This window comes from Streptomyces sp. NPDC030296, assembly GCF_055572815.1.
The window spans coordinates 398,210-421,117 of the sequence record NZ_JBVICQ010000004.1 but is presented as its reverse complement, the minus strand read 5'-3'; the positions used below and the strand labels follow the sequence as shown (position 1 = coordinate 421,117).

Genomic DNA, 22,908 nt, shown 5'->3' with positions numbered 1-22,908 from the left:
AAGGATTTGACGGTAGGTCAGCTGGTGCCGTAGCGCTTGCGCACCCGGGCCTTCAGCAACTTGCCGGAGGCGGTGCGCGGCAGCTCCTCGGCGATCACGACAGACTTGGGGATCTTGTACTTGGCGAGCCGTCCGGCCAGGGAGGCCAGCACCTCGTCGGGGTCGAGGGCGGCGCCCTCACGCGGGACGACCACCGCGCGCGGCACCTCGCCCCACTTGTCGTCGGGTACGCCGATGACCGCGCACTCGACGATGTCGGGGTGGGCGAGGAGCTGGTCCTCGATCTCGGCGGGGTAGATGTTCTCGCCCCCGGAGATGATCATGTCCTTGATGCGGTCGACGATGAAGACGTACCCGTCCTCGTCGACGCGGGCGGCGTCGCCGCTGCGGAACCAGCCGTCGGCGAAGACGGCGGCCGTCTCCTCCGGCAGGCCCCAGTACCCGGGCATGACGTGCGGGCCCCGCACGACGACCTCGCCGGGCTCGTCCACGTCGACCGGTGTCATGTCCGGCCGTACGACCCGCACATCGCTGAAGAAGTGCGGGACGCCCGCGGAACCGGCCTTGCTCACGGCGTGCTCCGCGTCGAGGAAGAGCGTGCCGGGCGCGGCCTCCGTCATGCCGTAGCCCTGGAGGAAGGTCAGGCCCCGCTCCTGGAACTTCGCGATGAGCGGTGTCGGCACCGGGGAGCCGCCGCAGGACAGCATCCTGAGCGACGACAGGTCCGCGTCGGCCCAGCGCGGGTGCCGGGCCACCTGGTCGAACATGGTGGGCACGCCGAACATGAAGGTGATCCGGTGCCGTTCGATCAGGTCGAAGGTGTCCTCCGGCACGAAGGACTCGACCAGGACGCAGGTGCCGCCCTTGAGAAGCACCGGCAGGGTCAGCATGTTCAGCCCGGCGGTGTGGAACAGCGGGGCGGAGACCAGGGCGCGTTCGTCGGCGATGACGTCCTGGTCGACGAGGACGTTGACGGCGTTCCAGATGATGTTGCCGTGCGTGAGCATGGCGCCCTTGGGGCGGCCGGTCGTCCCCGAGGTGTACATGATGATGCAGGTGTCGTCGGCGGTGACCGGCTGGTCGATCGGCTCGGTCTCCGCCCCGGCCAGCAGCGCCTCGTACTCGGCGCCGGTCTCGACGTACGTACGGACGTCGGTGCCGCCCGGCAGTCCCGCGACGAGCCCGGTGAACCCGGGCGCGTACACGAGGGCCTTGGCTCCGGAGTCCGAGAGCTGGTAGGCGATCTCGGGTCCGGCGAGGCGGGTGTTGAGCGGGACGAACACCGCGCCGAGGGTGCCGGCGGCGAACAGCGTCTCCAGGTACGAGGGGTGGTTGGGCCCCAGGTAGGCGACGCGGTCGCCGCGGCGGACGCCGGAGGCGCGCAGGGCGTGCGCGAGCCGCGTGGTGCGCTCGTACAGCTCCGCGTAGGTGATGCCGGTGTCGCCGTGGATCAGCGCGGTGCGCTGCGGGGTCTTACGGGCCCGCCGGGCGGGCCACGACCCCAGTCCCTCATTGCGCATGTCTGTGCCCCTGTCCGTCGTTGCACATGGGGGTGTCCCTCACGGTGTGGTCATGGCTTCGTCAGCCCGAGCAGCCGGGCGGCGTTCTCCTTGAGGATCCTCGGCTTGACCTCGTCCTTGATCGTCAGCTTCTCGAAGTCGGCGAGCCAGCGGTCGGGGGTGAGGACGGGGTAGTCGGAGCCGAAGAGGACCTTGTCCTTGAGCAGGGTGTTCGCGTACTGCACCAGCTGCGGCGGGAAGTACTTCGGGGACCAGCCGGACAGGTCGATGTGGACGCCCGGCTTGTGCGTGGCCACCGCCAGCGCCTCGTCCTGCCAGGGGAAGGACGGATGGGCCAGGATGATCTTCAGATGGGGGAAGTCGGCGGCGACGTCGTCCACGTGCAACGGGTTGGAGTACTTCAGCCGGATGCCGCCCCCGCCGGGGACGCCTGCTCCGATGCCCGTCTGCCCGGTGTGGAAGAGGGCGATGGTGCCGGTCTCCTCGATGACCTCGTACAGGTCGTAGGCCACCGAGCGGTCGTTGGGGAAGAAGCCCTGGACGCTGGGGTGGAACTTGAAGCCCTTCACCCCGTACTCCTCGACGAGCCGGCGGGCCTGCTTCACACCGGCCTTGCCGCGGAAGGGGTCGATGGAGGCGAAGGGGATCAGCACGTCCGCGTTGGCGGCGGCCGCCTCGGCGACCTCCTCGTTGGGGACGGGCTCGGTGCCGGTCGCGGACTCGGCGTCCACCGTGAAGATCACGGCGGCCATCTTCCGCTCGCGGTAGTAGGCGGCCGTCTCCTCCAGGGTGGGCTTGCGCTTGCCCTCGACCTTGAAGTAGGCGGAGGAGGCGTCGTGGAGCTCGTCGTCCAGCGACGACGTGCCCTTCTTCGACGACACCTCGGCGTGGGTGTGGACGTCGATCGCGACCAGCTCGTCCACGTTCATGGCGGGACCTGCGGTGCTCATCACGCCTCCGGGATCTTCGGAGCGGGGATGCCCACGGTCTGCGGCTCGGCGCCCAGCGAGGTCGGCCAGACGTCGGCGAGCGCCTCGGGCGTCCAGCCGCCGTTCGCGTAAGCCGCCTTGATCTCCTGCGGGTGCGACCAGAGTGCCACCTTGTCGCCGCCGATGCCGATGGCCTGGCCGGTGACACCGCGGGCGGCCTCGGAGGCGAGGAACGGGACCAGGGCGGCGCAGTCCTCGGGGGTGCCGAAGCCCTCGCCCTTGCGCAGGAAGTCCGGGAACGGCTTGCCCTCGCGCAGGGCCTCCACGTACGGGGCGAAGACCGGGATGGTCTCGGTCATCGCGGTGGCGGCGACCGGGATGATCGCGTTGACCGTGATGTTCGCGCGGCCCAGCTCCATCGCCCAGGTGCGGGCGAAGGCGGCGATGCCGGCCTTGGCGGCGGCGTAGTTCGTCTGCCCGAAGTTGCCGCGCTGTCCGGCCGGGGAGCCGACGAGGATCAGGGAGCCCCCCTCGCCCTGCTCGCGCATCCGGATCGCGGCGGCGCGGGCGCAGGTGAAGGTGCCCTTGAGGTGGGTGGTGATCACGGCGTCGAAGTCGTCGTCGGACATCTTCCACAGCACCTTGTCGCGGAGGATGCCCGCGTTGGTGACGAGGATGTCGAGCCGCCCGAACTCCTCCACGGCGCGGCCCACCAGCCGGTCGGCGGCCTCGGTGGTGCCGACCGGGACGACCTCGGCGACGGCCGTGCCGCCCGCCTCGGTGATGGACTTCACGGCCGCTTCGGCCACGGCCTCGTCGATGTCGTTGACGACCACGGAGGCACCGGCGGCGGCGAGTGCCTGGGCGTAGGCGAGTCCGAGGCCGCGGCCGCTGCCTGTGACGACGGCGACCTTGCCGGTGAGATCGATGCTGGGCACGAGTGGGGTCCCTTCGGAGTGACAGCGCGGATGGCTGCGCGGCTTCGAAATCGAAGTTAAGAGCAATAGTTGTTGACGTCAATAGTTGTTGAGCCGAGGTCTTTGGGGCATCCTGTGGAGCAGCACCACACGCGCCGCCCCGCAGGGGCCTCGACCAGGGAGCCCGCCATCGCCGGCCAGCAGACTCAGAACTCCGCCTCGATCGACGCGCGGGAGCCGTGGATGCGCGGGCTGCACGCGGACACGGGGTATCTGCTCTACCGCCTGGGGCAGCGCTCGGGGCAGCTGTTCAACGCCTCGTTGCAGGAGTCGGGGCTGCGGCTGCGCCACTACGCGCTGCTACGCTTCCTGGCCACCACGCCGGGCGCGCTCCAGCGGGAGCTGAGCGCGTCCCTCGGGTACGACCCGAGCGCGATCGTCGGCCTGGTGGACGACCTGGAGAAGCTGGGCTTCGCCGAGCGGCGCCCCTCCCCCGACGACCGCCGGAGCCGGATCGTCGTCCTGACCGAGGACGGCCGCGCCTTCCTCCGGGACACCGACGAGGCGGGCCGGCGCGTCACCGACGAGCTGCTGGAGCCGCTGGACGCCGCCGAGCGCGACGCGCTCCACGTCCTGCTCCAGAAGGTCGCCGAGGCCGGGCTGGGGTGACCCGGTGCCGATGACCGCCGGCGCGCTGCCGGAGCCGGGAGCCGCGCGCTCCGCCCCCGACCGGCTGCTCGCCGTGCTGGCCGCCTTCGACCACAGCCATCCGGCGCTGACACTGACCGACATCAGCCGCCGGGCCGGGCTGACCCTCACCACGGCACACCGGCTGGTGGGCGCGCTCACCGAGTGGGGCGCCCTGGAGCGGGACGCGGACGGGATCTACCACGTGGGGCTGCGGCTGTGGGAGGTCGCGGCACTCGCCCCGCGTGGACTCGCGCTGCGGCAGATCGCGCTGCCGTACCTGGAGGACCTGTACGAGGCGACGCACGAGAACGTGCAGCTGGCGGTGCGCGACGGCGACGAGGTCGTCTACATCGAGTGGCTCTCCGGGCGGTCGGCCGTCGGCGTCCACATCCGGGTCGGCGCGCGCTGGCCGCTGCACGCGACGGGCGTGGGGCTGGCGCTGCTCGCGCACAGCGACCCCGCGGACCAGGAGACCTACTGCCAGGGGGAGTTGGCCGCCTTCACGCCGTACACCATCGCCGACGGCGCCCGGCTGCGCCGGGTGCTGGCGGACGTCCGGCGCACGGGCGTGGCGGTGAGCAGCCGTCAGGTCACGGAGGACGCGCTGTCGGTGGCGGCGCCGATCCGCGGACCGGGCGGGGCGGTGGTCGCCGCCGTGTCGGTGGTCGTGCCCCAGGCGGGCGCGCAGGTCCCGGTGCTGACCCCGGCGGTACGGGTCGCGGCCCGGGGCATCTCCCGGGCGCTGGGCTGGCAGCCGGACGAGAGGTCGACGCCGAGGGCGGGCCGCGCCGACGGGGGCGCGGGCCGGGGCAGCGGCAGCGGCAGCGGCAGCGGCAGCGGCAGCGGCAGCGGCAGCGGCAGCGGCAGCGGCCGGGGATCCCTGATCCCGGGCCGGACCGCCACACCACCGCCCCGGCCGGCGCCGACGTCCTCCCCGCCTTCCTGAGGGGAGCGCCGGCCGCATGCCCGGCCTCGTGTCTCACGGGTCGCGGCACCACTGCCGGAGAGCCGGGGCCCCGGTGCGGGGCGGGCGACCAGGCACCGGACACCGGACGCGTGACGCCGTGCCGGAGTCTCAGGCGGTGAGGCTCTCGTACACCGCCGCGAGGATCAGGAACGCGCGGTCGTCGCCGAGGCCGCCGTTGTCGATCATCTGGTTCATCGTGTAGGCGACGGACATCCGGGCGTCGAGGTCGACCAGCACGAGGGAGCCGCCCCAGCCGCCCCAGAAGCAGGTGCGGGGGTTGGGCAGCTGGCCGGCGTTCAGGCCGTAGCCGAGGCCCCAGCGCATCGGTACGCCGAGGACCCGGTCGGTGCCGTCGAACTGCTCCTCCAGGGCCCGTTCGCACCCCTTCTCCGAGAGCAGCCGCACGCCTCGGGCCTCGCCGCCACAGGCAAGCAGCGACTGGATCGCGGCGATCGAGCGGGCGTTGCCGTGTCCGCCCGCGGCCGGGATCTCGGCGCGCCGCCAGGCGAGGGTGTTGGCGGCGGTCGCCGGGATGTCCGGGTTGGGCTTGCCGCCCCCGCGGGGCGGGGAGGAGGGCGGCGCGAGGATCGGCGCGACCCGGTGGTCGTGCTCGGGGCCCAGGCCGATGTGGAAGTCGGCGCCCAGCGGCCCGGCGACCTCCTCGGCGAAGAACGTGCCGAGGCTGCGGCCGGTGACCCGGCGCACGACCTCCCCGACGAGATACCCCTGGGTGACCGCGTGGTACCCGGCGTCGGTGCCGGGCTCCCAGGCGGGCGCCTGCGCGGCGAGCCGCGCGGTGACCGTCGGCCAGTCGTAGAGGTCCTCCAGCGTGGTCGGCGCGTCGAAGACGGGCAGCCCGGCGGTGTGGGAGAGCAGATGGCTCACCCGTACGCCCTCCTTGCCGGCGGCGGCGAACTCGGGCCAGTACGCGGCCACCGGCGCGTCCAGGTCGAGGGCGCCGCGGTCGGCGAGGATCAGCGCGCACAGCGCGGTCATCGTCTTGGTGCTGGACCAGACGTTGGTGAGGGTGTCCCGCCGCCAGGGGATCGTGCGGTCCGCGTCGAGGTGGCCGCCCCACAGGTCGACCTCCGGCTCACCGTCCACGAACACCGCCACCGAGGCCCCGACGTCCTTGTCGGCCAGGGAGGCGGCCAACGCCGAGCGCACCGGCGTGAATCGATCCGTACACGTGCCGTGAGTGTCCACCATGGGGGCGAAGCTAACGGCTTGTTCCGGAGCCGAGCCACCGAATAAGTCCCGCCCCCTCACAACAGGCGTTTCAGCGCCACCGACAAGCCGACTCCCTTCGCGTGGACCAGAAGCCTTTTCCCCGGCTCCCGGTCGCCCCATGTCTTGGTCCCGCGCCCGTGCCTCCCGTACTCGCTGTGGCGCTTCTCGAAGTCGAACGCCCGCAGTTCCTGATCACCGATGTCCCTCACCTCGTGGGAGGTGTCGACGACGACCCGGGTCCTGCCGTCGGCGGTGTACACGGATTCCTCCTCCCACACCACGACGCGCTTGAGCCCACCGTCGGGCAGCAGCAGGTAGGTGGTCTTCTCGTGGGTCGTCTCCTGGTGGTGACTGCCTCGGCCGCCGACGTTCCTCTCGATGTTCTGATGGCGTACGTCCAGCACCCAGTGCCGGCCGATGACCGGGACGTGCCTGTTGAAGGGCTGTCTCTCGGATCGTGTCTCCGTGCGCTTGAACAGTCCGAAGGGGCCGTAGGCGCGGACGACCTCACGCTCGACCGTGCGGTGGTCGGTGACGGTGTATCCGATCGGGGCCGCGCGGGGCCTACGTGTCTGCCGGGCCACCTTCCTCGCGTAGGCGTGCAGGCGCTTCCAGTCCGCCGTGCTCGCTTCGTACGCCTTCAGGTTCATCGCCATCGCTTTCGACTCGACTCAGAATTGGGCGCCGCCGAGGGCGACGAGGCCGCCCCACAGGCGTGGTGTGTACCGCCGGTTGGGGTCTCCCCGGAGCCAGCGGAGCTTCGCCTGTCTCAGCGCGCGCACGGGGTCGGTGCCACGTCCGAGTTCCCGCCAGAAGGCCTGCATGATCTCGGACGTGGCCTCGTCGTCGATCTCGTGGAGGCTGCCGATGACCGTGGTGGCGCCCCGGGCGAACAGGGCCAGCGGGAATCCGGCCAGTTCCACTCCGCCGCGCAGCCGGATGCTGGAGTGGCAGGACGCCAGTACGCACAACTGCGGGAAGGACAGCGCCATCGCTTCGGCGGCCGTGAGTCGGTTGCCGTCCGGGAGGATCTTGGTCTGCCCCCATCCTCCGACGGCGTCGTCCGTGCCGTGTACGGCGAGTGCCAGCATCCGGTAACCCGCCGACCCGTCCTGTGATCCGAGGGTGTCCATGAACACCGCTCGGCCGGTGATCTCGAACAGGGGCGAGAGGTGACTCTCCAGCGAGCGGAATTCCTGTTCCGCGTGGGCGAGCCGCAGCAGGTCGTAGACGGCGATGGCCGGTTGGACCGCCGGCAGGGTCGCTCTGGCCAGTAAGTGCGTCATCGTGGTGAGCGAAGCGTGGACGCTGAGCACCGCGACGTCGAGCAGCTGCCGCTCCGAGTCCAGCGGGAGGGTGTCGAAGGCGATGTCGAAGAGCCCGGTCGGCAGGATCATCAGCCGCACGGGCTCCGCCGGGTCGGATGAGCGGAGCAGACGCAGCAGCGGCTCGGGCAGCAGAACCGAGGTGAGTCGAGGCAGTGTCTGCCAGTACCGGTTGCGCTCGGGCGTGAGTTCCGTCGGGTCGAAGGGCAGGGGGACCGCGTCGAGGTGTTCGTGCACCTGTCCGGCCTCGTCCCGCCAGGTGAGCCGACGATAGAGCGTGCGGACCTCATCGTCGGCCCCCAGAACGCTCACGTGCGAGGACAGCAGTTGCAGTACTGCGCTGACCCCGTTCCCGGGGCACAGGTCGAGGACGGACCGCGCGGTGGTGTGCGGTAGTGCCCGCCCCGTGGTGAGGCTGCCGAGCACTCCCAGGATGAGATCGGCCTGCTCGGCGCTGCGGAGCCGCGTGGCGGCGATGGCCTCGGCGGAACGCGACAGCGTTCTCGTCTCGTCCTGGTCCGACGGCCTCGTCTCGGTCTCCGGTACGGCCGGAAACGCGGCGTTCGCCGCGATGACCTGCTCGGCGGCGCGCCGGACGACATCGGTGACGGCCGGATCCTGAGAGAGGTCGCTGATCAGTAAGCCGACGCGGTCCCGCCGTACGGCTTCCATCACCATGTCCGCGGCCACCGGATCCGCGAGACGCACCGCGAGGTCGGCGGCCTTCCGGAAGACGGGGCCGTGCTCCCGGCCCAGGTCGCGGCGTTCGTCGAGATCCGAAACGGTGATGAACAGTTCGGCCACGCACCGCACCGCGTCGAGGAGGCGGCGCAGCGTCGTCCCGGGAACGTCGTCCGGGGGAGTCCGCCCCGTGGAGGCACAGACACGGGCGGCGATCGTCCACACCCGTGCGGCCTTCGTCATGTCGACGAGGACACCGCCGACCTCCAGTGCGGCGCCCGCCTCCAGCGCCGCCGTCTCGGCCTCCGCATACCAGCCGGTGATGATGTCGTCGGCCGGGCGGTTGCCGGACTGCTCCCCGGCCCTCGCCATCCGCTCGTACCACAGTGCGCGGCCGTACAGGAGAACGCCTCGGTGGCGCGGCGTCGCCCGAGCCAGCAGCTCGGTCAGCCGGTCAGCCACCCGCCGGTCTCCGGGCGCGCACCATTCGGCCGCGGCGACCACGGCGTTGACCATCAGGCCCGATCTCAGACCCGACTCACCGGCCGCGAGTGCCTGGTCGACCGCCCCCGCGGGATCGGGGGCGGTCGGGTGCTGGGCGAGGAGGCGGGCGCGCGACAGCCGCACCGCGGCGAGCCCGTTGTGGCCGTGGTTCCGGTAGGCGGCCTCGGCCACATCGAGCCATCCCTGGGCTTCCGCCCAGTCCTCTGCGGTCGACTTCGTCCGGCCGGCCTTCCACAGCTGGACGGCACAGTCGTAGGCCGTGTTGCCGAGGGCGATGCGCCGTGCCTGCAGCCCCTGCCGCTGGAGTTCGGGCAGCACGGCAGCGACGGCTTCCGGCGTCAGGGGGGTGGCGGGCATCCGGTGGCCTTCGAGTGTGGTGTCGATCCGCTCGAGCAGCAGCCGATAGGCACGGCTGTGGTCGTGCAGGTGCTCGGCGTTGTAGGCGGCCTGGGCGAGCCAGGCGCGGCGGACGCGATTGAGCCCGCTCTGCTCGGCCCAGGATCGCAGCCGGTCCTCGACCTGGCGAAAGGTGTCGCGGTCGCCGGTATGGCGGGCGAGCTCGCCCTGCTTGGACAGGGCCTCGGCCAGGAGCGACGGCCGTACCGGGACGAGCCCTTCAGCCAAGGAGACCATCTGGTCCACCGCCGAGTGCCACAGGCCGAGATCGCCGATGGAGGCGGCCACCTGGCCGATGTCCTTGAGGGACCGGCAGCCCAGCACGGCTCGCAGCACGGCCGCGGACTCCGTGGATGTTCCGGGCGCCGCCAGGAGCGGTCCCGGTCCCTCCCCCGCCAGGTCTCCCGCGAGGCTCGTCGCCTCTTGGTACGCCGCGAGCGCCTCGTGCCACGCGTGGGCCTGCCGCAGGCCGCGCCCCTGATGCAGGAGGACCCACGCCGTCAGGAGGTCGTCCCCGAGCGGCCGGGCCGACTCCAGTGCCCTCGCACACTGCCCGGTCCGTGACGTGATCTCGGCCAGGGGGTCGGCGGCGCCGACATGGAACTGGGGCCGCCAGGTGATGAAGATGAGAGCCACGACACGCTGGTATCGCTCGATGCGGCTTTCCGGGCGCTCGGTCAGTGCATACAACTCCGCGGCGGCTCGCCGTACTTCATCGGTGGACGGCCGACCGGTGGGCAACGCCGTCGCGGACGTGGCCGCCGACACCGAGAGCGTGGGCCGCGACGACTCGTGGCCGGTGGACCTGTCGGTGTCTCCAGGTGCCGCGCGATCTCCTCCGTGGACAGACCCGCGTAGTGCAGATGCATGACCGTCCGCTGCGCCCGGGGCAACCGGTCCAGCACCCGGAGCACTCGGCCTTCCTGGTCTCCCAGGTCGAGTGAGTCCGTCATCGACGGCTCGGATCCCTCGCGTGCCCGCTCCTCTTCCAGCGGAGCCTCCCTCAGCTTCTGCTTGGCCTTGGCGAAGTACGCCCGCCGCGCGGAGGTGTGGGTGTAGGCGGCGGGGTCGGCGATGTCGGCCCATCGCATCAAGGTGCTCAGCATGGCGTCGGACGCGATGTCCTCCGCCTCCGCGATGTTCGCCCCCAGCCGCATCACCGCGTACACCAGCCTCGGATACTCCTCGCGAAAGAAGTCCTCGAACGGCTTTCGCTCTTGTGGATCCTCCAGCAGTCGCATGCCACCCTCTCCGTCGGCCGAGGGCGAAGCGCAGCCCGGCGAGCCCGGCCGCGATGCCTCCGGCGGCACCGGCCATCCAGAGCGATCCGGTCGCCGCGTAAAGGCCGACGGTCCCGATGACGGCATTGAAGATGCCCTCGGTCCCCGCCACCACCTCGCCGCGGCGTGGTTCCCCGGCGAAACCAGCCCCTGAAGTCATCGACGCATTCCCCTCACCCGGCGGCCCACATCTACACCCCTACTGAGCGCCGTGAGTGCGCGTCCGTGCAAAACCACCCGCGCGACGCCGCCGTCTTCACAGGGTGAACTCGCCCTCCCCGCAAGCACTTTCTCCGCTTTAACTCTTGACGACCGCCGCGGCGGAGCGCACATTGGCCGCACGCTCCTCTTTTGAGAGCGCTCTCAACGAACGGGACCGAGCAGAGCGTTCTCCGCCCGCGCACCTCACTCCGTACTCCCCACCCCAAAGAGGCCGCCATGAGTGAACCCTCCGGCATACCCGTCGGGCGTCGTCGCCGCCCGCTCCGGCGCGTGCTCCTCGCCGTCGTCAGCGCGGTGGCGCTGGCCACGGCGGGGGCGACCGCCGCGCAGGGCGCCGCCCCCACCCCGCCCTCCGGCTGGACCCAGGTCTTCCTCGACGACTTCAACGGCACGGCCGGCACCGGTGTGAACACCTCCAACTGGCAGTACGCGACGGGGACCTCGTACCCCGGCGGGCCCGCCAACTGGGGCACCGGCGAGGTCGAGACGATGACCAACAGCACCTCCAACGTCTCGCTCGACGGCAACGGCAATCTGCGCATCACCCCGCTGCGCGACTCGGCGGGCAGATGGACCTCCGGCCGCATCGAGACCAACCGCACCGACTTCCAGCCCCCGGCCGGCGGCAAGCTGAGGGTCGAGTCCCGGCTCCAGATGCCGAACGTGACGGGCACGGCCGCCGAGGGCTACTGGCCCGCGTTCTGGATGCTGGGCGCCCCCTACCGGGGCAACTACCAGAACTGGCCGAGCGTCGGCGAGCTGGACATCATGGAGAACGTCCAGGGCCGCAACCAGGTGTGGGCCACCATGCACTGCGGCACCAACCCCGGCGGCCCCTGCAACGAGACGACCGGCATCGGCAGCTCCACCTCCTGCCCGGGCACCACCTGCCAGTCGGGCTTCCACACCTACACCATGGAGTGGGACCGCTCGGTGACCCCGGAGACGATCCGGTTCTCCGTCGACGGCACGCAGTTCCACTCGGTCAACGCCGGCCAGGTGGACGCCACGACGTGGACCAACGCCACCAACCACGGCTTCTTCATCATCCTGAACGTCGCCATGGGCGGCGCCTTCCCCGACGCGTTCGGCGGCGGGCTGGACGGCGACACCCGCTCCGGGGTCCCCATGGTGGTGGACTACGTCCAGGTGCTGTCGGCGGCCGGGGGCACCACCACTCCCCCGCCGTCGGGCATCCGTGACGCGTACAGCGCCATCCAGGCCGAGTCGTTCAACGGCCAGAGCGGGGTCAGCACCGAGAGCACGACCGACTCCGGCGGCGGCCAGAACATCGGCTCCCTCGCCAACGGTGACTGGGCACTGTTCCAGAACGTCGACTTCGGCTCCACGGGCGCCACGCAGTTCGTCGCCCGGGTGGCCAGCGGGGCGAACGCCGGCGTGAGCGGACTGGTCGAGGTCCGCCTCGACAGCCGCTCCAACGCCCCCGTCGGCAGTTTCGCCCTCGCCAACACCGGGGGCTGGCAGTCCTGGCGGACGGTGCCCGCGAACATCAGCCGGGTCACCGGGACGCACGACGTGTATCTGACGTTCACGAGCGGCCAGCCGCAGGACTTCGTGAACGTGAACTGGTTCAACTTCGGCCGCTGAAAGCCGCTGCGAGCTGCTGAGAGCTGCTGAAAGGGCAACTGACTGACCCCTACGGGGAGGGGCTCCGTCCACGGGCGGGGCCCCTTTCCCGTCGGCGGAGCCCCCGCGCGTCCCCCGTACGGCGCGGCCGTCAGCGCATCTCCGCCCGGAACGCCACCGGCGTCGTCCCGGTGTGCAGTTGGAAGAACTTGGAGAAGTTCGCCGAGTCGGGGAAGCCCACCGCCGCGCCGACACGACCCGTCGGCAGGTCGGTGTGGGCCAGCAGCCGTTTCGCCTCCAGGACCACCCGCTTGTCGATGAAGCCCTTCGGGGTCTCCCCGGTGGCCGCGCGCACCGCCCTCACGAGGGTGCGGCGCGAGTAGCCGAGGGCGTCGGCGTACGCGCTGACGCTGTGGTTGGTGGTGAACTCCCGCTCCACGGCGTCCCGGAAGCGGGTGAACGTCGTGTCGTGGTGGCTCGGGGACGCCTCTGCCGAGCTGTCCGCGAGATGGGCGAGACGCAGCAGAAAGGCCGTCAGGGAGTGCCGCAGCACGGCGGTGTGGAGGCCGAGCGGCAGGGTGGTGGTGTCGACGTACTCGCGCTCCAGGTGCGCCAGGGAGGCGCGCAGGCCGGCGAGTCGGGACCGGTCGGGGCGGAGCAGCGGCGGCAGGTCGTAGCGGTAGAGGCCGGTCGCCTCGACCGTTTCCCTGGGCAGGAAGCCCGGTTGCATGGTGAGGACGGTCCCGCGGTACCCGGTGGTGCGTGAGAAGCGATGCACCTGTCCGGGGCGGATCCACAGCAGATCGCCCGTGTCCGCCTCGTACTCGGTGAAGTCGACCATGTGGGTGACGGGGCCGTGGTCGAACAGCATCACGACGTGGAAGTCGATGCGGTGCACCCGTTCCAGGGGGACGTCCGCGTGCCAGGTGCGGCGGTCGCCCATCGGGCCGACCTGCATCCCGACACCGGAGAGGCTGAGGTCCGCCGGGAAGGGGAAGGTTCTGATGCGGCCGCTCGCCCCGACGTCGCCGCCGTCCCCGATGCCCGTGTCCTTCATGCCCCCGCCCGCCCCGGTCCGCCGGTGTCCCAGTTTCACCGAAGGGTGGCACACGGCAACCTTCCTTCTCAAAAGTCAGACTTTTAGTTTTGAAGGCGCAAGGACCAATCCGCCGCACCTATCGAGGACTTCTTGAAGATGAACTGGACAGAACTCGACCGACGTGCCGTCGACACCGCGCGCCTACTGGCCGCCGACGCCGTCCAGAAGGTCGGCAACGGGCACCCCGGCACGGCGATGAGCCTGGCGCCCGCCGCGTACACGCTCTTTCAGAAGGTGATGCGACATGATCCCGCTGATCCCGAGTGGACCGGCCGCGACCGCTTCGTGCTCTCCCCCGGCCACACCTCGCTGACCCTGTACACCCAGTTGTTCCTCGCCGGGTACGAGCTGGAGCTGGACGACCTCAAGGCGTTCCGCACCCATGGTTCGAAGACGCCGGGTCACCCCGAGTACGGGCACACGGCCGGCGTCGAGACCACGACCGGTCCGCTCGGGCAGGGCGTCGCCAACGCCGTCGGCATGGCGATGGCCGCCCGCTACGAGCGCGGTCTGTTCGACCCGGACGCGCCCGAGGGCACCTCCCCGTTCGACCACACCGTCTGGGCGATCGTCTCCGACGGCGACCTGGAGGAGGGCATATCGGCCGAGGCGTCGTCCCTGGCGGGCCATCAGAAGCTCGGCAATCTGGTCTTCCTCTACGACGACAACCACATCTCCATCGAGGGCGACACCGCCACCGCGTTCTCCGAGGACGTGCTGGGGCGGTACGAGGCGTACGGCTGGCACGTCCAGCGGATCGAGCCGGCGTTCAACGGGAACGTCGACGTGCACGCCCTGTACGACGCGCTGACCGCCGCGCGGGAGGAGACCTCACGCCCCTCCTTCATCGCGATGCGCACGATCATCGCCTGGCCGGCGCCGAACGCGCAGAACACGGAGGCCGCCCACGGCTCCGCACTCGGCGAGGAGGAGATCGCGGCCACCAAGCGGATCCTCGGCTTCGACGCGAACAAGACGTTCCAGGTCGCCGACGACGTCCTCGCCCACACCCGCGGAGCCCTCGACCGGGGCGCCGAGGCGCACGCGGCCTGGGACAAGCGGATCGCCGAGTGGCGCGCCGCCCAGCCCGAGCGTGCACAGCTGTTCGACCGCGTGGTGGCCGGAAGGCTGCCCGAGGGCTGGGAGGCGCACCTTCCGGTGTTCGAGGAGGGCACGTCCGTCGCGACCCGTGCCGCGTCCGGCAAGGTCCTCCAGGCGCTCGGCGCCGTCATCCCCGAGCTGTGGGGCGGCTCCGCCGACCTCGCGGGCTCGAACAACACAACGATCGACAAGACGTCGTCGTTCCTCCCCGCGGACAACCCGCTGCCCGAGGCGAACCCGTACGGCCGCACCATCCACTTCGGTATCCGCGAGCACTCGATGGCCGCCGAGATGAACGGCATCGCGCTGCACGGCAACACCCGTGTCTTCGGCGGCACCTTCCTGGTGTTCTCCGACTACATGCGCAACGCCGTCCGGCTCTCCGCGCTGATGCAGCTCCCCGTGACGTACGTGTGGACACACGACTCCATCGGTCTCGGCGAGGACGGCCCCACCCACCAGCCGGTCGAACACCTGGCCTCGCTGCGCGCCATCCCCGGCCTGAACGTCGTCCGACCTGCCGACGCCAACGAGACGGCGATCGCCTGGGCGGAGATCCTGCGGCGGCACACCACTCGCCCCGCGCCGCACGGGCTGGCGCTCACCCGCCAGGGCGTCCCCACCTACGCGCCGAACGCCGACGCCGCGAAGGGCGGCTATGTGCTCCGGGAGTCCTCCACCCCGACGCCGGACGTGATCCTCCTCGCCACCGGCTCCGAGGTGCGGCTCGCCGTCGCCGCGCGGGAGCGGCTCGAGGCCGAGGGGGTCGGGACCCGGGTGGTGTCGATGCCGTCGGTGGAGTGGTTCGAGGAGCAGCCGCGCGCCTACCGCGAGAGCGTGCTGCCGCCGTCCGTGAAGGCCCGCGTGGCGGTGGAGGCCGGCATCGGTCTCACCTGGTACCGGTACGTCGGTGACAGCGGTCGCCTCGTCTCCCTGGAGCACTTCGGTGCCTCCGCCGACGCCGAGACCCTGTTCGCCGAGTACGGCTTCACCCCCGAGAACGTCGTCACCGCCGCGAGGGAATCCCTGGCCGCCGTCCGTGGTTGACGCGAGCGCCTGAAGGAAGATGATCACTGTGACCACCGAAACGACCGCGGCGGCCGCCGCCGTGGACCCCCTGCGACGTCTCTCCGAGGAGGGCGTCTCCGTCTGGCTCGACGACCTCTCCCGCGAGCGCGTCACCTCCGGGAACCTCGCCGAACTGGTCGCGTCCGGCCACGTCGTCGGCGTGACCACCAACCCGTCCATCTTCCAGGCCGCGATCGGCTCCGGGAAGGGCTACGAGGAGCAGCTCGACGATCTGGCCGTGCGCGGGGTGACGGTCGACGAGGCCGTCCGGATGATGACGACCGCCGACGTCCGCGCCGCCGCGGACGTGCTGCGCCCGGTGTACGAGGCGACGGGCGGGCGGGACGGCCGGGTCTCCATCGAGGTCGACCCCCGGCTGGCCCACGACACCCGCGCGACGATCGCCGAGGCCAGGCAGCTCGTCTGGCTGGTGGACCGCCCCAACGTCATGATCAAGATCCCGGCGACCAGGGCGGGTCTGCCTGCGATCACCGAGGTCGTCGGCCTCGGCATCAGCGTCAACGTCACGCTGATCTTCTCGCTGGAGCGGTACGGCGAGGTGATGGAGGCGTATCTGGCGGGCCTGGAGAAGGCGCTGCGCAAGGGCCTCGACCTGTCGGCCGTCCACTCCGTCGCCTCCTTCTTCGTCTCCCGTGTCGACACCGAGATCGACAAGCGGCTGACCCTGCTCGGCACGGGCGAGGCGCTCGCGCTCAGGGGCCGCGCCGCGCTCGCCAACGCGCGGCTCGCCTACCAGGCGTACGAGGAGGTCTTCGGCGGCGACCGCTGGACGGCGCTCGCCGGGGCCAACGCCAACAGGCAGCGCCCGCTGTGGGCGTCGACCGGGGTGAAGGACCCGGCGTACAAGCCGACCCTGTACGTCGACGAACTGGTGGCGCCGGGAACGGTCAACACGATGCCGGAGGCGACCCTGCGCGCCACCGCCGCGCACGGGGTGATCCACGGCGACACGGTCACCGGCGGCTACGCCCAGGCCCGCGCCGATCTCGCGGCCGTGGAGGCGCTCGGCATCTCGTACGACGAGGTCGTGCGGCAGTTGGAGGAGGAGGGCGTCGCCAAGTTCGCGGCGGCGTGGCAGGACCTGCTGGACGCGGTGGCGAAGTCCATGAACGGCAAGGGAGTTGATGGGGAATGACCTTGGAGACGACCTCTCGGGCGGCGGCCGACTGGGCCAATCCGCTGCGGGACGAGCGTGATCGCCGGCTCCCCCGGATCGCGGGGCCGTCCGGCCTCGTCATCTTCGGGGTGACCGGTGACCTGTCCCGCAAGAAGCTGATGCCTGCCGTGTACGACCTGGCCAACCGGGGGCTGCTTCCGCCGGGCTTCTCGCTGGTGGGCTTCGCCCGCCGGGACTGGGAGGACCAGGACTTCGCGCAGGTGGTGCACGACGCGGTGCGCGAGCACGCGCGCACGGAGTTCCGCGAGGAGGTCTGGCAGCAGCTCGCCGAGGGCATGCGGTTCGTGCCGGGCGACTTCGACGACGACGAGGCGTTCAAGCAACTGCGCTCGGCTGTCGAGGAGTTGAACGCCTCGCGGGGCACCAGCGGCAACTTCGCGTTCTACCTCTCCGTACCGCCGAAGTTCTTCCCGAAGGTCGTCCAGCAGCTCAAGAAGCACGGGCTGGCCGACGCGCCCGAGGGTTCCTGGCGGCGCGCGGTCATCGAGAAGCCGTTCGGCCACGACCTGGCCAGCGCCATCGACCTCAACGAGATCGTGCACGAGGTCTTCGACCCGGACCAGGTCTTCCGCATCGACCACTACCTCGGCAAGGAGACCGTCCAGAACCTCCTCGCCCTGCGCTTCGCCAACCAGATGTACGAGCCCATCTGGAACCGGTCGTACGTCGACCACGTCCAGATCACCATGGCCGAGGACATCGGCATCGGCGGCCGGGCCGGCTACTACGACGGCATCGGCGCCGCCCGCGACGTCATCCAGAACCATCTCCTCCAGCTGATGGCGCTCACCGCCATGGAGGAGCCGATCGCCTTCGACGCCGAGGCGCTGCTCACCGAGAAGCTGAAGGTCCTCAAGTCGGTGCGGCTGCCCGCCGATCTGGGCGCCCACACCGTGCGCGGCCAGTACACGCAGGCCTGGCAGGGCGGCGAGAAGGTCGTCGGCTATCTGGAGGAGGACGGCATCGACCCGAACTCCCGGACCGACACGTACGCGGCCGTCAAGCTGGAGATCGACAACCGCCGCTGGGCCGGTGTCCCGTTCTATCTGCGCACCGGCAAGCGGCTCGGCCGCCGGGTCACCGAGATCGCGGTCGTCTTCCAGACCGCCCCGCACTCCCCGTTCGACTCCACGGCCACCGAGGAGCTGGGGAAGAACGCGATCGTCATCCGGGTGCAGCCGGACGAGGGAATGACCGTGCGCTTCGGTTCGAAGGTGCCGGGTACCTCGATGGAGATCCGGGACGTCACCATGGACTTCGCGTACGGCGAGTCGTTCACGGAGTCCAGCCCGGAGGCGTACGAACGGCTGATCCTTGACGTGCTGCTCGGCGACGCCAACCTCTTCCCCCGCCACCAGGAGGTGGAGGAGTCCTGGAAGATCCTCGACCCGATCGAGGAGTACTGGGCCAAGCACGGCAGGCCCGCGCAGTACCCCTCGGGCACCTGGGGCCCCGAGGAAGCCGACGAGATGCTCGCACGAGACGGACGGAGCTGGCGCAGGCCATGAAATTCGACCTGACGGACACCACGGCAAGCAAGATCAACAAGGCCCTGGTGCAGGGACGCCGGGCCATCGGCACGCCCGCCGTGGGCATGGTCCTCACGATGGTGATCGTGACGGACGAGGAGAACGCGTACGACTCGATCAAGGCGGCCGAGGAGGCCTCGCACGAGCACCCCGCGCGCACTCTGGTCGTCATCAAGCGCCACGCCCGCACCCCCCGCGACCGCACCCGGTCGCACCTGGACGCCGAGGTACGCGTGGGCGCCGACGCGGGCACCGGCGAGACGGTCGTGCTGCGGACGTACGGCGAGGTCTCCGACCACGCCGACTCCGTCGTCCTGCCGCTGCTGCTGCCCGACGCGCCGGTCGTGGTGTGGTGGCCGGTGGACGCGCCGGAGAACCCGGCGAAGGACCCGCTGGGGGCGCTGGCGCAGCGCCGGATCACCGACATGTACGCCGTCGAGTCCCCGCTGGCCGCGCTGGAGCAGCGGGTCGCCTCGTACACGCCCGGCGACACCGACCTGGCCTGGACCCGGCTGACGCCCTGGCGTTCCATGCTCGCCGCCGCCCTCGACCAGGCCCGCACGAAGATCACCTCGGCGGCCGTGGACAGCGAGGCCGACAACCCGAGCGCCGAACTGCTGGCCCGCTGGCTGGAGGCCCGTCTCGGCGTCACCGTCGAGCGTGTCACCACCGCCGGGCCGGTCGTGACGGGCGTACGGCTCGGCACCGAGAACGGGGAGATCGTCATCGACCGCCCCGAGGGCCCGCTCGCCACGCTCACCCTGCCGGGCCAGCCGTCCCGCACCCTCGCCCTGAAGGTGCGCGCCACCTCCGAGCTGATCGCCGAGGAGCTGCGCCGCCTCGACGCGGACGAGATGTACGCGATCGCCCTGCGCGGCGGCGAGCACACCGGGGAGGCCGCCGGCGATGAGTGACGCCCCCCGCCTCAACCGGCGCCCGGAGTGGGCCGAGTTGGGCGACCACCGCGCGGGCCCGATGCTCCATCCCTCGCTGCGCGAGCTGTTCGCCGCCGACCCCGGTCGCGCCGAGCGGTACGTCGTCCACGCCGGGGATCTGCGTATCGACTACTCCAAGCATCTGATCACCGACGAGACGCTCGCCCTGCTCCTCGAACTCGCCGCGGCGACCGATGTGTTCGGGCAGCGGGACGCGATGTTCCGCGGCGAGCGCGTCAACGTCACCGAGGACCGCGCGGTCCTGCACACCGCGCTGCGCGCCCCGCGTGACGCCGTGGTGGAGGTGGACGGCGAGAACGTCGTCCCCGCCGTGCATGGGGTCCTCGACCGGATGGCCGCCTTCGCCGACCGCGTCCGCTCCGGCGACTGGACCGGCCACACCGGCCGCCGTATCCGCAATGTCGTCAACATCGGCATCGGCGGCTCCGACCTCGGTCCCGCGATGGCGTACGAGGCGCTGCGGGCGTACACCGACCGGTCGCTGACCGTGCGGTTCGTGTCCAACGTCGACGGCGCCGACCTGCACGAGGCGGTGCGCGACCTCGACCCGGCCGAGACGCTGTTCGTCGTCGCGTCGAAGACGTTCACGACGATCGAGACGCTCACCAACGCGACGTCGGCGCGGTCCTGGCTGCTGGCCGGGCTCGGCGAGGGCACCTCCGGTTCCGGGGAAGCTTGGAGCGGGGCCGGGAGCGGGGCGGAGAAGGCGGTGGCCCGGCACTTCGTGGCGCTGTCGACGAACGCGAGGAAGGTCACCGAGTTCGGGATCGACCCGGACAACATGTTCGAGTTCTGGGACTGGGTCGGCGGCCGTTACTCCTTCGACTCGGCGATCGGCCTGTCCCTGATGATCGCTGTCGGCCCGGACCGCTTCCGGGAGCTGCTGGACGGCTTCCGCACGATCGACGACCACTTCAGGACGGCACCGCCGGAGGCCAACGCCCCGCTGCTGCTCGGCCTCTTGGGCGTCTGGTACGGAGACTTCTTCGACGCCCAGTCGCACGCGGTGCTGCCCTACTCGCACTACCTGTCCAGGTTCACCGCGTATCTGCAACAGCTGGACATGGAGTCCAACGGCAAGTACGTGGGCCGTGACGGGCTGCCCGTCGAGTGGCAGACCGGTCCGGTGGTGTGGGGCACGCCCGGCACCAACGGGCAGCACGCGTACTACCAGTTGCTGCACCAGGGCACCAAGCTGATCCCCGCCGATCTCATCGGCTTCGCCCGGCCGGTCGCCGGGATGGAGCCCGAACTCGCCGCACAGCACGACCTGTTGATGGCCAACCTCTTCGCGCAGGGCCAGGCGCTGGCCTTCGGGAAGACCGCCGAGGAGGTACGGGCCGAAGGGGTGCCCGAGGAGCAGGTGCCGCACCGCACGTTCCGCGGCAACCGCCCCACGACGACCGTCCTGGCACCCGAGCTGACCCCCTCGGTCCTCGGCCAGCTGATCGCCCTCTACGAGCACAAGGTGTTCGTCCAGGGCGCGATCTGGAACATCGACTCCTTCGACCAGTGGGGCGTCGAGCTGGGCAAGGTCCTCGCCAAGCGGGTGGAACCCGCGCTGACCGACGGCGCCGACGTGCCCGGGCTCGACCCGTCCACGGCGGCCCTGGTCGCCGCGTACCGCGCGCTGCGCGACACCCAGGCCCCCCACGACACCCACGACTCCCATGACTCCCGTGACGTTCAGGAAGAAGTGAACTGACATGCAGCTCGGTCTCATCGGTCTCGGCAAGATGGGCGGGAACATGCGCGAGCGGATCCGCCGCGCCGGCCACACCGTCATCGGCTACGACCGCAACCCCGACGTCTCCGACGTGGGCAGCCTCGCCGAACTCGTCGAGCGGCTCGACGCGCCGCGCACGGTCTGGGTGATGGTCCCCGCCGGTGGCGCCACCCAGTCCGTCGTGGACGAGCTGGCGGACCTGCTGTCGGCCGGCGACACCGTCGTCGACGGCGGCAACTCCCGCTGGACGGACGACGAGAAGCACGCCGAGGAGCTGGGAGCCAAGGGCATCGGCTTCGTCGACGCGGGTGTCTCGGGCGGCGTGTGGGGCCTGGAGAACGGCTACGCGCTGATGGTCGGCGGAGACAAGGAGCACGTGGACCGGCTCCAGCCGATCTTCGACGCGCTCAAGCCGGAGGGGCCGTACGGGTACGTCCACGCCGGGAAGGTCGGCGCCGGGCACTTCTCCAAGATGGTCCACAACGGCATCGAGTACGCCATGATGCAGGCGTACGCCGAGGGCTGGGAGCTGCTGGAGGCCGTGGACTCGGTGACCGACGTCCGTGAGGTGTTCCGGTCCTGGCAGGAGGGGACGGTCATCCGTTCCTGGCTGCTGGACCTCGCGGTCAACGCGCTGGACGCCGACGAGCACCTGGAGAAGCTGCGCGGCTACGCCGCCGACTCCGGGGAGGGCCGGTGGACGGTCGAGGCCGCCATCGACAACGCGGTGCCGCTGCCGGCGATCACGGCGTCCCTGTTCGCCCGCTTCGCGTCCCGCCAGGACGACTCGCCCCAGATGAAGATGGTGGCGGCGCTGCGGAACCAGTTCGGAGGGCATGCGGTGGAGTCCTCGAAGGGGTAGCCCGCCGGGGGTGCGGCCTGGGGGTCCGTGGGCGGGTGCGGGCGAGTGGGGGCTGGTCGCGCAGTTCCCCGCGCCCCTGGAAAAGCAGGGGCCTGCGGCCCCGTGCTTTTCCGATGAAGGGCGGGCCGCAGGCCCGTTCCCTTCAGGGGCGCGGGGAACTGCGCGAGCAACCACGAACCACCCGCACCCGCCAACGAACACGCACCCCCGAGTCACTGGGCGCCCGCGACCCCCGCCAGCAGCTCGTCGACGGCGGTCCGGACCGCCTCGTCCTCCGTGAAGCCCCGCCACCACCGAAGTAGTAGAGGCGGCGGTCGTCGGCGGGCAGGTCCTGGAGGAGCCGGGCCGCCGGAACCGCGGCTTCGCCCATGCGGGCCAGGTGACGCACCGCCGGGAGCATCACCGGCAGGTACGTGCCGTCGGACAGCTTCCTCACGACCTCCAGCAGGGCGGGAACGGCGGTCTCCGTGTCGCCGCCGGTCACGGCCCACAGCGCGTACGCCGCCCGCGTTCTGACCCAGTGGTCCTCCGCCGCCGCCGGCTCACGGAGCCGGTCCGCGTACCCGGCGGCGTGCGGGCCGAGATCGGCCAGTCTGCTCAGCGCGGTGTGGGTGGCGCGGCCCTCGTCCGTGGCGGCGGGTCCGAGCACGTCCAGCGCGGGTCCAGGATCGCCGCCGACCTTCCAGTACGCCCAGGCGGCGAGTTCCGCGTCCGGTCCGCCGGTGCGTGACCGGGTCAGCAGCGCCTCTCGTCCCGCCCGGCCGGCCCCGCCGATGCCCGCCAGGGCCGTCGCCGCCGCCGGCCACCGCTCGTCGTCCGTCAGGAGGTCGAGCAGCCGGGGTACCGCCGCCTCCGCGGCGGGCCCCCACGCGGCGAGTACCTCGCCGAACCGACTGAGCAGCCGGACGTCCTCGGTGGGTCCGAGCCGGTCGCAGACGCCCGGCAGCAGCGCCTCCGCGTGGCCCGGGAGGCGGACGAGCACCTCGTGCAGGGCGGGCAGGGCGGGGCGGTGGAAGGAGTTCGCGGAGCCGCCGTAGTAGGCGCCGGCCGACGCGAAGCCCGGGCGGGTGCCGGCCACGTGTTCGGTCAGGTGGGGCAGGCAGCGCGGGTCGTCCATCCGG

The 22,908-nt window shown here is 71.3% G+C and carries 17 protein-coding genes and 1 pseudogene; 9 read left to right on the top strand and 9 right to left on the bottom strand.

Features of this window, described 5'->3' with window-relative positions; translation table 11 throughout:
* Window positions 1–17 precede the first annotated feature (17 nt).
* Genes menE through ACZ4Z3_RS13785 form a run of 3 tightly spaced genes read right to left on the bottom strand, consistent with a single transcriptional unit; the run spans window position 18 to window position 3,387 of the window.
* Window positions 18–1,520, bottom strand: a complete 1,503-nt coding sequence (gene menE / locus ACZ4Z3_RS13795; RefSeq protein WP_468501145.1) for an o-succinylbenzoate--CoA ligase — start codon at window positions 1,518–1,520, stop codon at window positions 18–20.
* 50 nt (window positions 1,521–1,570) lie between these two features.
* Window positions 1,571–2,449 carry an amidohydrolase family protein gene (locus tag ACZ4Z3_RS13790; protein ID WP_468501436.1) on the bottom strand — a complete coding sequence of 293 codons (879 nt, stop codon included), beginning with the start codon at window positions 2,447–2,449 and terminating at the stop codon, window positions 1,571–1,573.
* 20 nt (window positions 2,450–2,469) lie between these two features.
* Window positions 2,470–3,387, bottom strand: coding sequence for an SDR family NAD(P)-dependent oxidoreductase (locus ACZ4Z3_RS13785; RefSeq protein ID WP_468501144.1), 918 nt, complete (start codon window positions 3,385–3,387; stop codon window positions 2,470–2,472).
* Window positions 3,388–3,609: 222 nt separating this feature from the next.
* On the opposite strand from ACZ4Z3_RS13785, the gene ACZ4Z3_RS13780 reads away from it, so the two are divergent.
* Together ACZ4Z3_RS13780 and ACZ4Z3_RS13775 are read left to right on the top strand one after the other, a co-directional pair.
* The gene (locus ACZ4Z3_RS13780; RefSeq protein WP_468501435.1) at window positions 3,610–4,035 is read left to right on the top strand and encodes a MarR family winged helix-turn-helix transcriptional regulator; all 426 of its coding nucleotides are present in this window, start codon (window positions 3,610–3,612) and stop codon (window positions 4,033–4,035) included.
* Window positions 4,036–4,045: 10 nt separating this feature from the next.
* Window positions 4,046–4,822, top strand: a pseudogene (locus ACZ4Z3_RS13775) (IclR family transcriptional regulator); the annotation flags it as partial.
* 309 nt (window positions 4,823–5,131) lie between these two features.
* Here ACZ4Z3_RS13775 and ACZ4Z3_RS13770 read toward each other — a convergent pair.
* From ACZ4Z3_RS13770 to ACZ4Z3_RS13755, 4 genes are read right to left on the bottom strand one after another with little or no spacing between them, the layout of a single operon-like run.
* Entirely contained in the window at window positions 5,132–6,232 is a 1,101-nt protein-coding gene (locus ACZ4Z3_RS13770; RefSeq protein WP_468501143.1) for a serine hydrolase domain-containing protein, read from the bottom strand.
* 56 nt (window positions 6,233–6,288) lie between these two features.
* A complete protein-coding gene (locus ACZ4Z3_RS13765) occupies window positions 6,289–6,909 on the bottom strand; it encodes a hypothetical protein (protein WP_468501142.1) in 621 nt (206 codons plus the stop codon).
* A 15-nt stretch (window positions 6,910–6,924) separates the two neighbouring features.
* Entirely contained in the window at window positions 6,925–9,795 is a 2,871-nt protein-coding gene (locus ACZ4Z3_RS13760; RefSeq protein WP_468501141.1) for a CHAT domain-containing protein, read from the bottom strand.
* A 41-nt stretch (window positions 9,796–9,836) separates the two neighbouring features.
* Window positions 9,837–10,400 carry an RNA polymerase sigma factor gene (locus ACZ4Z3_RS13755; protein WP_468501140.1) on the bottom strand — a complete coding sequence of 188 codons (564 nt, stop codon included), beginning with the start codon at window positions 10,398–10,400 and terminating at the stop codon, window positions 9,837–9,839.
* A gap of 477 nt (window positions 10,401–10,877) precedes the next feature.
* Between ACZ4Z3_RS13755 and ACZ4Z3_RS13750 the strand changes: the two genes are divergently transcribed.
* On the top strand, window positions 10,878–12,269 hold the full coding sequence (locus tag ACZ4Z3_RS13750; RefSeq protein ID WP_468501139.1) for a glycoside hydrolase family 16 protein: 1,392 nt from the start codon (window positions 10,878–10,880) through the stop codon (window positions 12,267–12,269).
* A gap of 130 nt (window positions 12,270–12,399) precedes the next feature.
* Here ACZ4Z3_RS13750 and ACZ4Z3_RS13745 read toward each other — a convergent pair whose 3' ends face one another.
* The gene (locus ACZ4Z3_RS13745) at window positions 12,400–13,305 is read right to left on the bottom strand and encodes a helix-turn-helix domain-containing protein (RefSeq protein ID WP_468501138.1); all 906 of its coding nucleotides are present in this window, start codon (window positions 13,303–13,305) and stop codon (window positions 12,400–12,402) included.
* A gap of 138 nt (window positions 13,306–13,443) precedes the next feature.
* Between ACZ4Z3_RS13745 and tkt the strand changes: the two genes are divergently transcribed.
* From tkt to gnd, 6 genes are read left to right on the top strand one after another with little or no spacing between them, the layout of a single operon-like run.
* Window positions 13,444–15,495, top strand: a complete 2,052-nt coding sequence (gene tkt / locus ACZ4Z3_RS13740) for a transketolase (RefSeq protein ID WP_468501137.1) — start codon at window positions 13,444–13,446, stop codon at window positions 15,493–15,495.
* 19 nt (window positions 15,496–15,514) lie between these two features.
* The gene (tal, locus tag ACZ4Z3_RS13735) at window positions 15,515–16,672 is read left to right on the top strand and encodes a transaldolase (RefSeq protein ID WP_468501136.1); all 1,158 of its coding nucleotides are present in this window, start codon (window positions 15,515–15,517) and stop codon (window positions 16,670–16,672) included.
* Entirely contained in the window at window positions 16,669–18,222 is a 1,554-nt protein-coding gene (zwf, locus tag ACZ4Z3_RS13730) for a glucose-6-phosphate dehydrogenase (RefSeq protein ID WP_468501135.1), read from the top strand. The genes tal and zwf overlap by 4 nt, the downstream gene beginning before the upstream one ends.
* Window positions 18,219–19,157 carry a glucose-6-phosphate dehydrogenase assembly protein OpcA gene (opcA, locus tag ACZ4Z3_RS13725; protein WP_468501134.1) on the top strand — a complete coding sequence of 313 codons (939 nt, stop codon included), beginning with the start codon at window positions 18,219–18,221 and terminating at the stop codon, window positions 19,155–19,157. The genes zwf and opcA overlap by 4 nt, the downstream gene beginning before the upstream one ends.
* Window positions 19,150–20,904, top strand: coding sequence for a glucose-6-phosphate isomerase (pgi, locus tag ACZ4Z3_RS13720; protein ID WP_468501133.1), 1,755 nt, complete (start codon window positions 19,150–19,152; stop codon window positions 20,902–20,904). The genes opcA and pgi overlap by 8 nt, the downstream gene beginning before the upstream one ends.
* Before the next feature lies 1 nt (window position 20,905).
* Window positions 20,906–21,787, top strand: a complete 882-nt coding sequence (gene gnd / locus ACZ4Z3_RS13715; protein ID WP_468501132.1) for a phosphogluconate dehydrogenase (NAD(+)-dependent, decarboxylating) — start codon at window positions 20,906–20,908, stop codon at window positions 21,785–21,787.
* Between the two features lie 142 nt (window positions 21,788–21,929).
* On the opposite strand, the gene ACZ4Z3_RS13710 is transcribed toward gnd, so the two are convergent.
* Window positions 21,930–22,904 carry a hypothetical protein gene (locus tag ACZ4Z3_RS13710; RefSeq protein WP_468501131.1) on the bottom strand — a complete coding sequence of 325 codons (975 nt, stop codon included), beginning with the start codon at window positions 22,902–22,904 and terminating at the stop codon, window positions 21,930–21,932.
* Window positions 22,905–22,908 lie beyond the last annotated feature (4 nt).